16 protein-coding genes and 1 pseudogene are annotated in these 13,628 nt (G+C 60.6%); 11 read left to right on the top strand and 6 right to left on the bottom strand.

The features are described 5' to 3' along the window. The first annotated feature begins 5 nt into the window (after window positions 1-5). The 5 genes from bluB (at window position 6) to MPJ51_RS08945 (ending at window position 3,474) form a co-directional block, all read left to right on the top strand. Window positions 6-641: a 5,6-dimethylbenzimidazole synthase gene (gene bluB, locus MPJ51_RS08965; protein WP_298384949.1), complete on the top strand. Its 636-nt coding sequence runs from the start codon at window positions 6-8 to the stop codon at window positions 639-641. A 146-nt stretch (window positions 642-787) separates the two neighbouring features. After that, window positions 788-1,291, top strand: a complete 504-nt coding sequence (gene rimM / locus MPJ51_RS08960; protein WP_298384946.1) for a ribosome maturation factor RimM — start codon at window positions 788-790, stop codon at window positions 1,289-1,291. Further along, on the top strand, window positions 1,291-2,106 hold the full coding sequence (locus MPJ51_RS08955; protein WP_298384943.1) for a hypothetical protein: 816 nt from the start codon (window positions 1,291-1,293) through the stop codon (window positions 2,104-2,106). Before rimM ends, MPJ51_RS08955 begins: the two co-directional genes overlap by 1 nt. Then, window positions 2,103-2,924, top strand: coding sequence for a tRNA (guanosine(37)-N1)-methyltransferase TrmD (trmD, locus tag MPJ51_RS08950; RefSeq protein WP_298384940.1), 822 nt, complete (start codon window positions 2,103-2,105; stop codon window positions 2,922-2,924). The genes MPJ51_RS08955 and trmD overlap by 4 nt, the downstream gene beginning before the upstream one ends. A gap of 133 nt (window positions 2,925-3,057) precedes the next feature. After that, window positions 3,058-3,474: a hypothetical protein gene (locus MPJ51_RS08945; protein WP_298384937.1), complete on the top strand. Its 417-nt coding sequence runs from the start codon at window positions 3,058-3,060 to the stop codon at window positions 3,472-3,474. On the opposite strand, the gene MPJ51_RS08940 is transcribed toward MPJ51_RS08945, so the two are convergent. Then, complete coding sequence (locus tag MPJ51_RS08940) at window positions 3,471-4,271, bottom strand: GH25 family lysozyme (RefSeq protein WP_298384934.1); 801 nt, start codon at window positions 4,269-4,271, stop codon at window positions 3,471-3,473. The genes MPJ51_RS08945 and MPJ51_RS08940 overlap by 4 nt on opposite strands. A gap of 279 nt (window positions 4,272-4,550) precedes the next feature. Between MPJ51_RS08940 and MPJ51_RS08935 the strand changes: the two genes are divergently transcribed. The 4 genes from MPJ51_RS08935 to MPJ51_RS08920 all read left to right on the top strand — a co-directional run bounded on the left by MPJ51_RS08935 (window position 4,551) and on the right by MPJ51_RS08920 (window position 7,075). After that, window positions 4,551-5,750: a Hint domain-containing protein gene (locus tag MPJ51_RS08935; protein ID WP_298384931.1), complete on the top strand. Its 1,200-nt coding sequence runs from the start codon at window positions 4,551-4,553 to the stop codon at window positions 5,748-5,750. Window positions 5,751-6,047: 297 nt separating this feature from the next. After that, window positions 6,048-6,431 (top strand): 50S ribosomal protein L19, encoded by a 384-nt coding sequence (gene rplS, locus MPJ51_RS08930; protein ID WP_170328369.1) that lies wholly within the window; start codon window positions 6,048-6,050, stop codon window positions 6,429-6,431. A gap of 11 nt (window positions 6,432-6,442) precedes the next feature. Continuing rightward, entirely contained in the window at window positions 6,443-6,664 is a 222-nt protein-coding gene (gene rpmE, locus MPJ51_RS08925; RefSeq protein ID WP_298384925.1) for a 50S ribosomal protein L31, read from the top strand. Window positions 6,665-6,847: 183 nt separating this feature from the next. After that, window positions 6,848-7,075 carry a hypothetical protein gene (locus tag MPJ51_RS08920; protein WP_298384922.1) on the top strand — a complete coding sequence of 76 codons (228 nt, stop codon included), beginning with the start codon at window positions 6,848-6,850 and terminating at the stop codon, window positions 7,073-7,075. Window positions 7,076-7,094: 19 nt separating this feature from the next. Here MPJ51_RS08920 and MPJ51_RS08915 read toward each other — a convergent pair whose 3' ends face one another. Together MPJ51_RS08915 and MPJ51_RS08910 are read right to left on the bottom strand one after the other, a co-directional pair. Further along, a complete protein-coding gene (locus tag MPJ51_RS08915) occupies window positions 7,095-8,678 on the bottom strand; it encodes an MFS transporter (protein WP_298384920.1) in 1,584 nt (527 codons plus the stop codon). Window positions 8,679-8,813: 135 nt separating this feature from the next. Then, window positions 8,814-9,701 (bottom strand): AEC family transporter, encoded by an 888-nt coding sequence (locus MPJ51_RS08910; RefSeq protein ID WP_298384917.1) that lies wholly within the window; start codon window positions 9,699-9,701, stop codon window positions 8,814-8,816. A 218-nt stretch (window positions 9,702-9,919) separates the two neighbouring features. Here MPJ51_RS08910 and MPJ51_RS08905 point away from each other — a divergent pair, with 218 nt between their 5' ends. Beyond that, complete coding sequence (locus tag MPJ51_RS08905; RefSeq protein ID WP_298384915.1) at window positions 9,920-10,729, top strand: division plane positioning ATPase MipZ; 810 nt, start codon at window positions 9,920-9,922, stop codon at window positions 10,727-10,729. A gap of 16 nt (window positions 10,730-10,745) precedes the next feature. Here MPJ51_RS08905 and MPJ51_RS08900 read toward each other — a convergent pair whose 3' ends face one another. The 3 genes from MPJ51_RS08900 to rplK form a co-directional block, all read right to left on the bottom strand. After that, the gene (locus tag MPJ51_RS08900) at window positions 10,746-11,588 is read right to left on the bottom strand and encodes an isocitrate lyase/phosphoenolpyruvate mutase family protein (RefSeq protein ID WP_298384912.1); all 843 of its coding nucleotides are present in this window, start codon (window positions 11,586-11,588) and stop codon (window positions 10,746-10,748) included. A gap of 249 nt (window positions 11,589-11,837) precedes the next feature. Beyond that, window positions 11,838-12,536 (bottom strand): 50S ribosomal protein L1, encoded by a 699-nt coding sequence (gene rplA, locus MPJ51_RS08895; RefSeq protein ID WP_298384909.1) that lies wholly within the window; start codon window positions 12,534-12,536, stop codon window positions 11,838-11,840. Between the two features lies 1 nt (window position 12,537). Further along, window positions 12,538-12,987 carry a 50S ribosomal protein L11 gene (gene rplK / locus MPJ51_RS08890; RefSeq protein ID WP_037314971.1) on the bottom strand — a complete coding sequence of 150 codons (450 nt, stop codon included), beginning with the start codon at window positions 12,985-12,987 and terminating at the stop codon, window positions 12,538-12,540. Between the two features lie 379 nt (window positions 12,988-13,366). On the opposite strand from rplK, the pseudogene MPJ51_RS08885 reads away from it, so the two are divergent. Next, window positions 13,367-13,628: pseudogene (locus MPJ51_RS08885) on the top strand (peptidoglycan-binding protein); the annotation flags it as partial.

Below are 13,628 nucleotides of genomic sequence, written 5' to 3'. Positions count from 1 at the left end.
GGCGCGTGCAGGATCAGGCTTTCACCGACGATTTTCGCACGCAGTTCGATCTGTTGATGCGGCTCCGGCGCGATGTGCGTCGGTTCCGCACCGACGCCGTGGACGAGGCAGTGCTGACGCGCTGCCTCGACGCGTTTCGGCTGGCCCCTTCGGTGGGTCTCAGCGAACCCTGGCGCGTGATCCGCGTCGAAAGCGCAGCGGCCCGCGCTGCTGCGTTGAAGAATTTTCAGGCTGCGAATGAAAAGGCCCTTGCCGGGTATTCCGGCGAGAAGGCGCAGCTATACAGCCAGTTGAAACTGTCCGGCATGCAGGAAGCACCGGTGCAGCTGGCGGTGTTCTGCGACGATGCCACCGACAAGGGGCTGGGTCTGGGCGCAGGCACCATGCCGGAAATGCGCCGTTATTCGGTGGTCTCGGCCATCACGCTGTTCTGGCTGGCCCTGCGGGCGCAAGGGCTGGGGTTGGGTTGGGTCTCGATCCTCGACCCCGACCGGATGGCCCGCGATCTGGACGTCCCGGACGACTGGCGGCTGATCGGGTATTTCTGCGTCGGTTGGCCCGAACAGATGTCGGATACCCCGGAACTGGAACAGGTCGGTTGGGAATGCCGCGAAGACACCCTGCCAATAGAAGTGCGATAGACATATGTTCGGACTGATACGCCTTCCCATCCTGCTGCTGATCGCCTTTATTGTGGGCGTGTTCTTTGAACGCAGCAACCAACGCGAAGCCTGCGAGGGCCTTGGGGAATGGAGAAACGGGATTTGTTTGACGACGGGCGCCGCCAATGAGTGATCTGATCTGCGTGGGCAGCATTGCGGGCTCTTACGGGGTGCGCGGCGAGGTGCGTCTGAAAAGCTATTGCGCGATCCCCGAAGATATCGAAGCCTATTCGCCACTGACCGATGAAGCCGGGGCAGAGCGTTATCCGCTGGTCCTGACCCGCACGATCAAGAACGGCTTTGCCGCGCGTCTGGGCGGGGTTGAGACCAAGGAACAGGCCGATGCCATCAAGGGGCTGCGCCTGTTTGCGCGGCGCGATCAGTTGCCCTCGCTTCCGGATGACGAGTTTTACCACACCGACCTGATCGGGCTGTCGGTCTATGACACCGGCGGCACACTACTAGGCAAGGTGAAGGCGGTGCAGAACCACGGCGCAACCGACCTGCTGGAACTGCACGGGCCGGGGCTGAAATCCACGGTGCTGCTGCCCTTCACGCTTGAGGCCGTGCCAACGGTCGATCTGGATCAGGGCCGGATCATCGCCGACCCGCCCGAAGGGCTGCTGTAATGCGGCAGGTGCTTTTGCATCTGGGTCTGCACAAGACCGGAACGACGGCGGCGCAGTCCTTTCTCTTTGAAAACCGCGAACTGATCTGGCCACGGCACGCGCTGGTTCTGCCCTACCGCACCCGCAAGGCGGGCCTGTCCGAGGCCGCCACCCGCTATTCGGTCTATGGCACCCCCGGCGCGCTGGCCGATTTCACCGACCTGACTTGGGAATTCCTGGCTTCGCTGGAATTCGGCAAACGCCGGGGGCTGATCCTGAGCGAAGAGAATTTCGCAGGCCTGCGTCCCAGCCGCAACATTGCCGTGGGCTACGAGGCCGCGCCCGAACTGGCCGTTCGTCTGGTTGAACTGATACAGGAACGTCTGCGGAATGAGCCGCTGGACATCACGGTCTACCTGTCCCTGCGTCAGCGCGGCAGTTGGCTGCGCAGCCTATGGGCCCATGACCTGCGGCGCACCCGTCTGGTACAGGATTTCGACACCTATCGCACCCGGCTTGATCCGGTGCCCTCGCCCCATACCGCGGCCGAGCAGATCCGGGCGCGTCTGCCCGATATCAAAGTGCAGACCGAATGGCTGGAATACCTCCACCATCGCGAGTTTGGCCCCGGTGCGCCCTTTGCCGAATTTCTGGACCTGCCGCCCGAGAAACACGCGCAACTGGTCGGCCCCAGCAACATCAATCACGCCCTGCCCGAGGATGTTCTGGCCAAATTGCTGGACCTCAACCGTTCCGCTCTGGACGAAACGGCGCTGATCGCCGAAAAGGCCGCCGTGGTTGAACGCGCGCAAACGGATCTGATCGGCACCCCATGACTGACACTGGCGACACATCCAAGGGCATATCCCATGGCCGCAAAGCCATCCGCCCGACGCTGAAACCGCGCGAGCTGATGACGCCGACGCCCGATCTGCACGGGGTGTGGAAGGCGAAGATCATCACGCTGTTCCCGTCCGCCTTTCCCGGCGTTCTGGGCGAAAGCCTGACCGGCAAGGCCCTGCAAGAGGGGCTGTGGCAGCTGGAAACCGTCGATCTGCGCCAATTCGGCATCGGCAAACACCGCAATGTTGATGACACGCCCGCAGGCGGCGGCGCGGGCATGGTGCTGCGCGCCGATGTGCTGGGTGCAGCCATCGAGCATACGATGGAAGGCGTGCGCGGCAACTGGCCGCTGATCTATCTCAGCCCCCGTGGCCGCCGGATGGACCAGCGCATGATGCAGAACCTTGCGCGTTGCGATGGCATGACCCTGCTGTGCGGTCGTTTCGAGGGCGTCGATGAACGGGTGCTGGAGCACTATGGCGTCCAAGAGGTCAGCTTGGGCGATTTCGTCATGACCGGCGGCGAGATCGCGGCGCAGGCGCTGATCGACGCGACGGTCCGGCTGATCCCCGGCGTGCTGGGCAATCAGGCTTCGGCCGAAGAAGAGAGTTTCTCCTCGGGCCTGCTGGAACATCCGCAATATACCCGCCCCGCCGAATGGAAGGGCCGCCCGATCCCGGATATCCTGATGTCTGGCCATCACGGGCGCATCGCCGACTGGCGCCACGAGATGTCGGAACAGATCACCCGCGAACGGCGGCCTGATCTGTGGGACAGCTATCAGGCATCGAAGAACGAACCCTCTGACTGACCCGCCCGGTGTGGCCCGTATGCCGCAACCAAAAGCTTTCATGTGGCTCTGCTTGCGGCTGATTTAATGCTAAATTACTCATCCTACAGATGTTGCACATGCAATTTCATATGAGTGATTAACAGGCGGTTACATGAGAAAATTCATATGCCTCGCCGTGCTGGCCGTTTCGGCCTGCACCACCAAACCTCTTGGCCAGTCGGTGCCGACACAGTCCGGCCACAACATGCATTCGGCCCGAGCCGCGCTGGGGGATTGCGTCGCGGAAGCGCCCGAAGGCCGCAACGCCGCAGTGATCGGCGGATATGCGACGAACATCCTGCTGTGGGGCGTCATCATCGGCCCGGCAGTCACGGCTCCGGTTCAGGATCAACTGGCCGAACAGGGTGAGATCGACCAGGTAGAGCGCTGCATGAGCGATCGGGGGTTCAAACGGCGCACCCTGACCCAGGGTGAGCAGTTCTGGCTGCAAAACGCCTTTGGCACGGAACGAACCCGGCGCTTGGATCATCTTGTCGGCGGCGGCACCATCGAAACATACGGCACCTAACCACCCGCCTTCCATTGCGCCCAGATCTCGGGCGTGCCGTTGAAGGTATTGATATCCACCCGGCCCTGAACCCCCGGCACCAGCCCGGTGCCGGTATATTGCCAGAATCGCCAGATCGCCCGCGGATAGACATTGCGCGGGTGACCCGCGACGGATCGCAGCCAGAACTCGGTCTTGGGCAGGCGGCCAATGTTGGTGTCTTCGTAGAAATCCACCGTCGAATAAACGATGGGGCGGCGGCCATAGTGACGCTCCAGAATGTCGAGGAAACGCTGCGCCTCGGCCCGGACAGTGCGGCCATCGGGGCGCAGGGTGCAGGTCTTGGAATGCGGCGTCCATTCCATGTCCAACACATGCGGCAGGTCGGCCCCTTTGGGGACATTGCGGATGAACCAGCGGGCTTGCTCGGCCGCTGAACGGCAGAAGTAGTAATAGTGATAGGCACCCCAGGGCACCCCCGCCGCCTGTGCCCCGCGCCGGTGGTCGTCAAACAGGGGATCGGCCACGTCACCGCCCTCGGTCGCCTTGATGAAGACGAAGCTGACGCCCGAGGCGCGGGCCGTATGCCAGTCGATCGGTCCCTGCCAACGGGAAACGTCCAGCCCATGCACCGGGTAATGCCCGGGATGCCGCCCCTCCCATTCATGCGGGTCGGCATCGCCGAATTCGGGGAAGGTGATCAGGTCCGTCTCAAGCAGGCTGACCGCAGGAACCGAAGTGGCTTGCTGGCGCGGCGCGGAACCGCCACAGGCGGACAGCAGGACACCAATGAGTCCGATCAAACCCAGTACGCGCATGCATCCTCCGTGGTCGTTTTGCCCCACTAGAATACCGGCGCAAGGCAAACGCAACCGACGGGTGATTGACCCGGCGAAATTCAGCGAACCGGCCCCGGATGAGATGACATTTTCGTGATTGGCGGCCCGTAACCGGAAAAGGTTACAAAAATGTAAACTTCAAACCCTTTTTTCAATCCAGACTTCGGCTAAAGGTTTACCCAGCCCCTCGCCACCCCGTAAAAAAGCAACTCCTACCGCCAACAGCGTTTGCCATCACCAGTTTTAACGAGGTTCGACTTGGCATTTATCTCAGAAATTCACTTCCGGACCGGTGATGCCGCAGCCGAACCCGAATTCCTCGAAATCGCGCTTGGCCCCGGGGAAGACCCCGCAGATTTTACGGTTTCGTTCTACAACAGCGATGGCACGCTCAACAACGGCACCACTGGCGTTGACGCCAACACCGGCAACAACGCCATCATAAACGGCGAGGTCTCGCTGGACACGCTGGTTGGCGTGCCTGACCCGGACAATCCCGGCTTTACGATCTACCGGATTTCCGGCACCACCGTTAACGCAAGCGGAACCCCGAACCTGCTGTTTGACGCCACCAACAGCAACGGGACCGAAGCAAACTACGTTACGCTTTACAACACGAACACCAATACGCTGGTAGACGGCTATGGCATCGGTACAAGCCCGACAATCACGATCCCCGCAGGCGAAGGCGTCGCGGCGGGCGAGGTCGCCACGCAATTGCCGACAAACGTCTCGCCGGGCGGTGGCGAATCCTATCAGATCGACATTTTCGGGAATATCACCGCTGGCCCCAGAACACCCGATGACGCGGTGCTGTGCTTTGGCCGGGACACGCGCATTCTGACACCCGATGGCGAAGTTGCGGTGCAGGACCTGCGTGTCGGCGATCTGGTCCTGACGCTGGATCACGGCCCACAGCTGCTGCGGTGGGTTGGTGTCAGCCACTGGAGCGCGGCGGACATCGCCGCCAAGCCCAAGCTGCGCCCGATCCGGATCGCAGCGGGCGCGCTGGGTGCATCCTTGCCGCATCGCGACCTTCTGGTATCGTTCCAGCACCGCATGCTGCTACGGTCAAAAATAATGACACGGCAATATGATACGGCCGAAATCCTTGCCCCTGCCGGAAAGCTGACCTCGGCCCCGGGGATCGAGGCCGTCTCGGCCGAGGCAGGGTTCACCTATTACCACCTGCTGTTTGACCGGCACGAAGTTCTGTTCGCCGAAGGTGCCCCCTCGGAAAGCCTGTTTCTGGGGGCCGAGACCTATAAAACGCTCCGTCCGCAGCAACTATCCGATCTTGCCGCAACATTGCGTTGCGCAGCCCTGCCCGAGGGTGAGATGCAACCCGCCCGCAAGATCGAACAGAAACAAAAGCGTCTGGCGGCCCTGATCGAACGCCACCAGCGCAATGGGCACGCTCTGGTCTCGGCAGAAACCCAGAAACCACAGGCCGCCTGACCCTGCGCCGGCAGCCGCGCCCGACGTGTTCGGGGCGGCAACTAATGTCTTGCGTCCGACGCACAACTCTCTTAGGTAGGCGCAATCCGGAATCGCCTGTCGCGGCTCCGGTGTTTTGGTTTGCATCATGGCGCAACGCTTGGCTTTCTTCAGCCCCGGCGTGTCAGGGCAGACCAGACCAAAGGAACATTCGATCTGACCTCTGGCGGGCTGTTCGCAGGACCCGGTGAAGACCAAGAGCTCTCAGGCCGTGCCCAAACTTCGTGGACCAACCACGAGCAGATAGGAGTACCTGCGATGGACCTGATCGCACAGCTTGAGGCGGAACAGATTGCCGCCCTGGGGAAAGACATCCCCGATTTCAAAGCCGGTGACACCATCCGTGTCGGCTTTAAAGTGACCGAAGGCTCGCGTACCCGTGTGCAGAACTACGAAGGCGTCTGCATCGCGCGCAAAGGTGGCAGCGGCATCGCCGGCTCGTTCACCGTCCGTAAAATCTCGTTTGGCGAAGGCGTGGAGCGTGTGTTCCCGCTGCATTCGACCAATATCGACAGCATCACCGTTGTCCGCCGTGGCCGCGTCCGTCGCGCCAAACTGTACTATCTGCGCTCGCGCCGTGGTAAATCCGCACGTATCGCAGAAGTCACCAACTACAAGCCCAAGGCTGGCGCCGAGGCGTAAGGAGCGGAAAGATGAAAAAAGACATCCACCCCGACTACCACATCATCGACGTCAAAATGACCGATGGCACCGTGGTTCAGATGAAATCCACCTGGGGCAGCGAAGGCGACCAGCTGGCTCTGGAAATCGACCCGTCCGTGCACCCCGCATGGACCGGCGGCGGCGCGCGTCTGATGGACGCCGGCGGCCGTGTGTCGAAGTTCAAGAAGAAATACGAAGGCCTGGGTTTCTAAGCCTGCCTTGTTTCGCATGCGAAGGGCCGTCCCGATGGGGCGGCCTTTTTTGTTGCAGCAAGGAAGGTGACGCTCTCTCTGCCCGTCCCGCATCGCCCCGCTGCACGAGGGAATTTCGTCAGAGGCTGGTAAGATGCTAAACTGCTGCGTAGCACGCCCTCAGATTTTGCGGAGACCCTGCATATGCCCCAGTACAATGAAATGATCGAGCTTTCGGTCGAAGACATGGACCTGATCGAAACCGCATTGCGCGGCTCGGTCGCGTCTTTGTCACAGGCCGCTTTGGACAACGGAGAGGACGGCAAGGCAGACCGTGAGGAAACTCTGCGCCGCATTCACGACCTTCTTGGCAAGCTGCATGACCAGAAAGTTTTCTATCGCCCCAAGACCGGGGTATATCTCGGCGGCTAATGCGCTTTGCGTTGGCCGTTTACCGCGGTTGGCGCGTCAACTCTGCGGCACTATGCACGGGCGGCACCGGGCCGCGCAGCAGCAGGATCGCCAGCAGCATAGCGGCCAGCGCGGCCAGGGCGGCAACGAACATGACGCTGTTGAACGCATTGTCCTGCAGGTCACGCAAGGCATGGGCCAGGGTCGCTCCGGTATCGGGGTCCAGCCCAGCCAGCAATTGCTGCACCTGACTGGGGGTGCCATGGGTCAGCGCATGGGCCAGATCGGCGCGCTGGGTCGATCCGGCGGGCAAGGCGTCGATGACCTCGGACAGGCCCCAGCGGATGGTGATGGATTCCGCCAGCCCTCCGATCACCGCGCCAAGGGTTGCGCCGAAATAGAGGAATGCGTTGACCACGCCGGACCCTTGGCCCACATGTTCCTCGGGCAGCAGGCGTAGCGCCAAACGGGGCAGCAGGGAAAATCCGATGCCCAATCCGACACCGATGATCACCAGCTTCCACCACAGCTCGGAGTAATCCGTCGAATTAGTCGTACCGGTCAGCAGCAGGAAACCGCAGGCCATCAGCCACATGCCACCGATGACCGGCCATTGAAAACTGTAGGGTGCCAGAAACCGAGGTGCGATGACCGAGACGACGAACATGCTGGCGCTGAGAGGCAGGATCGACAGGCCGGCCCCGATGGCCGAGTATCCGAACGTATCGGGCGATTGCACAAACGTGTTGAAATAGACGAAAAAGCCGAACAGCATGAAGCCGGTGAAAAACATCCCCATCGCCGCCATCAGATAGCGCGGATGGCGGAAATAGCGCAGCTCGATCAGCGGGTCGTCACTGCGGCGCGAGGTGATCACCAACGCCACCACTGCAACAGCCGACACACAGATCGGGATCAGGGTCAGTCTTGTGCCCCAGCCCTGACTTTCCCCGTTGCTCAGCGCGAATGACAGCGGCCCCAGCAGCAGGATCATCGCGATAGCCCCGGCAAGGTCAAAGCGCGCGCCGGCAAGGCGCGTGTCGGGGACATAGCCGCTGCGGCTGACGCGCAAGCCGATCACGAAAGCGGCGATCAGCAGGACCAGATCAATGGCGAAGACACCGCGCCAGCTGATGTAATGGGCAGAGGCACCACCGACGATGGGGCCAACGCCGATGGCAAGCCCCACGATAGCGCCCCAGGCACCGGTGACGCTGGCGCGTTCCTCATCCGGTGTGGCGGCGGTCAGGATCGACAGAGAGGTCCCGAACAGCGCCGCCGCCCCTGCCCCTTGCGCGCCACGTCCGATCAGCAGCATCACGGTGTCCTGCGCCAGCATCGCAAAGGCCGACCCGGTGGCAAAGACGATCATGCCAAAGAAGAACACGCCCATCTTGCCGGTGATATCCCCCAACCGGCTGACAATAGTGACAAGGGTGGCGCTGACCACCGTATAGATCGCCATGACCCATTGCAGCGCCGAGGGCGTCAGGTCGAATTCAGCCTTGAGATTGGGCAGGATCGTTGCGACAGCCGTGGTGTTGAACCCCACGACCATCATGCAGATCGCGGTCATCGCCAGAACCACATGCGCGCCGTCCCGCCCTGTCTTCTCTGTCGTCATCAGCGTGCCCCACTTCCCAGAACGGGCCGGTCCGGATGCGTCCCTGCCCGATGGCGTGTTGAGATAACATCTACAGGAATAACGATTTTTGGTTCACTCGCATAGGGTGAAGCCGTGTTGCCCTCATCGCTGCCGTCAAATCCAATAAGACAGCGCCACCGGCAGCACCAGAATTGTGCTGAGCGTCGAGACCAGAATGAACCCGGCCACATCCGGCCCGTATTCCGGCATATGCTGGTCGATGAACAGGTAGGTCGCCACCGACGAAGGCATCAGACAACACAGGATCAGCGCACCGCGCTCGACCCCGGTAAAGCCGAAGACCCAGACCAGCACACTGGCAATCGCAACCGCCATCACCAGATGCAGCGCTGTCAGCATCACGGCCCGTCCCAGACTGCTTATCCGCAAGGTTGCCAGCGTATGGCCCAGCGTCAGCAGCATCAGCGGGATCGAGAGGCCACCCAGAATGTCGAAGGATTTCGCCAGTGGCTGCGGCAGGCTGGTGCCCGTTGCCATCAGGATCAGCGCCACGATCACCGCATAGATGATGGGCGAGGCGGCCAGTTTACGGGGCGAGAACTCCCCGGCCGGTATCCACATGCCGACAGTGAATATACTGATCAGCACCACCACCACGAACCCCATCGTATAGGCCATACCCGCATCGCCCAGCGCCAGCAGCGTGATCGGCAGGCCGATATTGCCCACATTGCCATGCATCAAAGGCGTCAGGAAGGCGCGCACCGGCAGCCGCATCGCCTTGAGCGCCACAAACCCCAAAACACCAAACCCCGCAACCGCCAGGGCCGCCGCTGTCATCATGTCCAGAAAGGTCCCAATCGCCAGTTTTGTGGTCGACAGGTGCGAAATAATCAGGGTCGGATAGCCGACTTTCGAGACGATGCCGCCAATGACCTTGTTATCGAACGGCGCTTTGATCAGGGCCAGACTATAGCCGATTCCGGCGCAGATCAGCACCGGCAGCACCACGTTCAAAACGTTCAGAAACAGATGCTCCAACCGATCCTCTCAGGGCCTGTTTGTCGCTTTGGACATTGAAACAGGACGCTGGATTTGGCAATGGCTTGTCCTAACCCATACCAGCCACATGGTTTTCCAAATTAGAGCCTGTAATTGGCCCTTGGCAGGTCCCGAGGTTCTTCCCTTCGTCGCCGACACAACATATAGTAGGTCGCAACAACGTGTGGTGAAGCACGGCGGGACTTGGGAATACAGGCATGGCACATATCATTGTTGTCGGAAACGAGAAAGGCGGCGCGGGCAAATCAACCGTGTCGATGCATGTGGCCACGGCTTTGGCGCGACTGGGCCATGGGGTCAGCACCCTTGATCTGGACCTGCGGCAGCGCAGCCTGGGGCGTTATTTCGAAAACCGCCGGAACTTTCTGAACGGGGCCGATCTGTCGCTGCCCACCCCGCGCCATCACGACTTGCCCGAGATCGACGCCACCAAGCTGAAACCGGGCGAAAACATCTATGACCACCGCCTGTCCGCCGCCGTGGCCGAACTGGAAAGCGACAGCGACTTTATCCTGATCGACTGTCCCGGCTCGCACACCCGGCTCAGTCAGGTGGCGCATTCGCTGGCCGACACGCTGATCACACCACTGAACGACAGCTTTATCGACTTTGACCTGCTGGCGCGGATCGATTCAAAGGGTGAAAAAATCCTTGGCCCGTCGGTCTATTCCGAAATGGTCTGGAACGCGCGGCAATTGCGGGCGCAGGCGGGGCTCAAGCCCATCGACTGGGTTGTCGTCCGCAACCGCGTCGGCACCCAGCGCATGGTCAACAAGGAAAAGATGCAACGCGCAATCGAGATGCTGTCACAGCGTATCGGCTTCCGCGTCGCCTCGGGCTTTTCCGAGCGTGTTATCTTCCGCGAACTCTTCCCCCGTGGCCTGACCTTGCTGGACCTCAAGGATATCGGGGTTAAACAGCTCAACATCTCGAACATCGCCGCCCGGCAAGAGCTGCGCGACATGATGAAAGAGCTGAACCTGCCAGGGGTCGAAATCGACTTTTAACCTCTGCGCTGCAGGATCATTCCCTTTGGTCCAGATTATCCTGCGCCATCAACTGGCTGATTTCGGCATCAGGAATGGCCGCATCCGCATAGTCGAAAGTTCCTTTTAACCTCACCTCCATCGCGGCAGCCCGCAAGGCCCCGAATGCGGCCCGGGCAAATGAGCCGCCAACGCTGATGCGACGCACCCCGGCCTGCGTCAATTCCGGCACTGTGTACCGCGGCCCCGTGAGCCCCATCAGGACATTTACGGGCTTGTCCACTTCACGGCACAGGGTTCTGATCGCCTCGATATCAGGCAGGCCCGGCGCGTACAGAACATCTGCACCAGCCTCAGAAAACGCCTGCAAGCGCGAAATGGTATCTTTCAAATCCTTGCGCCCCCACAAGAAGTTCTCTGCTCTGGCCGTGAGAAGAAAGGGTAAACCTTCCGCCGCTTCCGCCGCCGCCTGAATGCGCTCAACCGCGTGAGAAACCTCATAGATCGGAGCATCCGGATCTCCGGTCGCATCTTCGATGGACCCTCCGGCCAATCCCACCCGGCAAGCCAGACGGATCGTCTGCGCGCATGCGTCCGGGGCGGCTCCAAAGCCGTCTTCCAGATCAGCAGAAACCGGGAGGTCGACGGCATTGACGATCTCAGAAGCGTTCTCAAGAAGCTCATCGCGGCTCAGGGCAGCAAAAGAATCCCGCCTGCCCTTGGAAAAAGCGTAACCCGCGCTTGTCGTCGCCAGCGCCTCGAAACCAAGACTGGCAAGCAAACGAGCGGAACCCGCGTCCCACGCATTCGGGATCACAAAAACCCCGGTGCCGTTATGAAGCTCTCTCAGACGTTCGAATTTGGCCTCTTGCTCGGACATGACCGCCCCTCCTGCTCTCTCCGCAGGGGCAGGTTAGAGCATTGGGAACAAAAAGTGAACTTCAATTGGGATGGGGTCAATCTGAATCCCGGCGAAGCTGTCACCCTGTGTCTCCGACCGATGGGCCGAACACAATTCTTCAGGCTTGGCTGGGCGATATCATCCGTCTCAACGATTTCTTAAAAAGCCATGAAAAAACCCCGGGCGGTTCACACCACCCGGGGTCTTTCTAAGTCAGAACGTCAGGGCTTATTCGCCCGAAGCTTCCGCCACGTCCACAGTCACGCCCGGGCCCATGGTCGAGCTCAGCGCGATTTTCTTCATGTAGGTGCCTTTGGCGCCCGACGGCTTGGCCTTGGCCACAGCCGAAACGAAAGCACGGACGTTTTCGACCAGCTTGGCTTCGTCGAAGGACGCTTTGCCAACGCCAGCGTGCACAACGCCGCCTTTTTCCGCCTTGAACTGAACTTCACCACCCTTGGCTGCTTCCACGGCCGCTTTCACGTCCATGGTCACGGTGCCAACCTTGGGGTTCGGCATCAGGTTACGGGGGCCCAGAACCTTACCCAGACGACCGACGATCGGCATCATGTCCGGGGTGGCAATGCAGCGATCGAATTCGATGGTGCCGCCCTGAATGGTTTCCATCAGGTCCTCTGCGCCAACGATATCCGCGCCTGCTTCTTTCGCTTCGTCCGCCTTGGGGCCACGTGCGAAAACAGCAACGCGCATCGCTTTGCCGGTGCCGTTTGGCAGGCCGACAACACCGCGCACCATCTGGTCAGCGTGACGGGTGTCAACGCCCAGGTTCAGAGCGATTTCGATGGTCTCGTCGAATTTCGAGGTTGCATTGGCTTTGACCAGGGCAACAGCTTCGTCCACCGACAGGTTTTCCTTGCCAGCGACAGCTTCGCGCGCCGCGCGGGTACGTTTACCGAGTTTTGCCATCTTACTTCACCTCGATGCCCATAGAGCGGGCCGAGCCCAGGATGATCTGCATTGCGCCTTCGACGTCGTTGGCGTTCAGATCTTTCATTTTGGCTTCGGCGATTTCGCGAACCTGCTTGCTGGTCACGGTGGCCACGGTCTCACGACCGGGGTTTTCCGCGCCACGGGGGCGGTTACGCTTGCCAACCGGCTTCAGACCGGCTGCTTTTTTCAGGTAATAAGACGCGGGCGGCGTCTTGATGTCCATGGTGAAGGACTTGTCCTGATAATAGGTGATCACGGTCGGGCAAGGAGCGCCTTGCTCCATGTCTGCGGTCTTGGCGTTGAACGCCTTGCAGAATTCCATGATGTTGATGCCGCGCTGCCCCAGCGCCGGACCAACTGGCGGCGACGGGTTCGCCTGACCTGCAGGAACCTGCAGTTTCATCGTACCAGCAAGCTTCTTGGCCATTTGGTTTTCCTTTCAACTAAGGCAGGACGCGTCCTACCCAGATTATGTTGCGTGGTCCGGCCCGGGATCGCGATCCCGGCAACCTCCCACGAGAGAGTCTCGCCCGAAGACGATAGAGGCGGCATTTACAGGGGAATGGGGGGGTTGGCAAGTGGGTTTGGCGACTCTCGAAAGATCGAATCGTTCCCTCGAAACCTCATCGCACATTCAATGATTGCGGGTCACGATCCTTGTGACGGTGCGCTTCGCTAAGGCGCTCATATTAGATCACAAAATCCGACCCCCCACCTGCCTGAGCGGAGTTTGGCACGTATATCATGATGACATCTCAGACTATGCTATACTCAATAAAATTTGTTTCTTTTGGTGGAGGTTAATTATGATCATTCGTTTCATCTTTGCGTTTGGCGTGGCGCTTTCCCTTGCCGCGACCAGCCCGCAAACCGCGCGGGCCGACGCAGGGGATTTCCTGGGCGGTGCCGTCGTCGGTGGCGTTGCAGGATATTTGATCGGCAAGGATCAACAGAAAAAGAAGACACGGTCTTCAACGACAACCCAAACCTACCGGTCAGGCATTCCGTCGACCACCCATGGCGCACAAACGCAGACCGCGCTCAACTATTTCGGCTACAATGCCGGTC

This window comes from Ruegeria sp., assembly GCF_028066395.1.
GTDB lineage: Bacteria > Pseudomonadota > Alphaproteobacteria > Rhodobacterales > Rhodobacteraceae > Ruegeria.
The sequence above is the reverse complement of the archived record's forward strand: the minus strand, read 5'-3'. Positions and strand labels throughout refer to the sequence as shown.

Excerpts from the sequence above, each read along its gene's own strand:
- rimM (WP_298384946.1), top strand. The coding sequence starts at position 788 with ATGAGTGATCTGATCTGCGTGGGCAGCATTGCGGGCTCTTACGGGGTG.
- MPJ51_RS08955 (WP_298384943.1), top strand. The coding sequence starts at position 1,291 with ATGCGGCAGGTGCTTTTGCATCTGGGTCTGCACAAGACCGGAACGACG.
- trmD (WP_298384940.1), top strand. The coding sequence starts at position 2,103 with ATGACTGACACTGGCGACACATCCAAGGGCATATCCCATGGCCGCAAA.
- MPJ51_RS08945 (WP_298384937.1), top strand. The coding sequence starts at position 3,058 with ATGAGAAAATTCATATGCCTCGCCGTGCTGGCCGTTTCGGCCTGCACC.
- MPJ51_RS08940 (WP_298384934.1), bottom strand. The coding sequence starts at position 4,271 with ATGCGCGTACTGGGTTTGATCGGACTCATTGGTGTCCTGCTGTCCGCC.
- rplS (WP_170328369.1), top strand. The coding sequence starts at position 6,048 with ATGGACCTGATCGCACAGCTTGAGGCGGAACAGATTGCCGCCCTGGGG.
- rpmE (WP_298384925.1), top strand. The coding sequence starts at position 6,443 with ATGAAAAAAGACATCCACCCCGACTACCACATCATCGACGTCAAAATG.
- MPJ51_RS08920 (WP_298384922.1), top strand. The coding sequence starts at position 6,848 with ATGCCCCAGTACAATGAAATGATCGAGCTTTCGGTCGAAGACATGGAC.
- MPJ51_RS08915 (WP_298384920.1), bottom strand. The coding sequence starts at position 8,678 with ATGACGACAGAGAAGACAGGGCGGGACGGCGCGCATGTGGTTCTGGCG.
- MPJ51_RS08905 (WP_298384915.1), top strand. The coding sequence starts at position 9,920 with ATGGCACATATCATTGTTGTCGGAAACGAGAAAGGCGGCGCGGGCAAA.
- MPJ51_RS08900 (WP_298384912.1), bottom strand. The coding sequence starts at position 11,588 with ATGTCCGAGCAAGAGGCCAAATTCGAACGTCTGAGAGAGCTTCATAAC.
- rplA (WP_298384909.1), bottom strand. The coding sequence starts at position 12,536 with ATGGCAAAACTCGGTAAACGTACCCGCGCGGCGCGCGAAGCTGTCGCT.
- rplK (WP_037314971.1), bottom strand. The coding sequence starts at position 12,987 with ATGGCCAAGAAGCTTGCTGGTACGATGAAACTGCAGGTTCCTGCAGGT.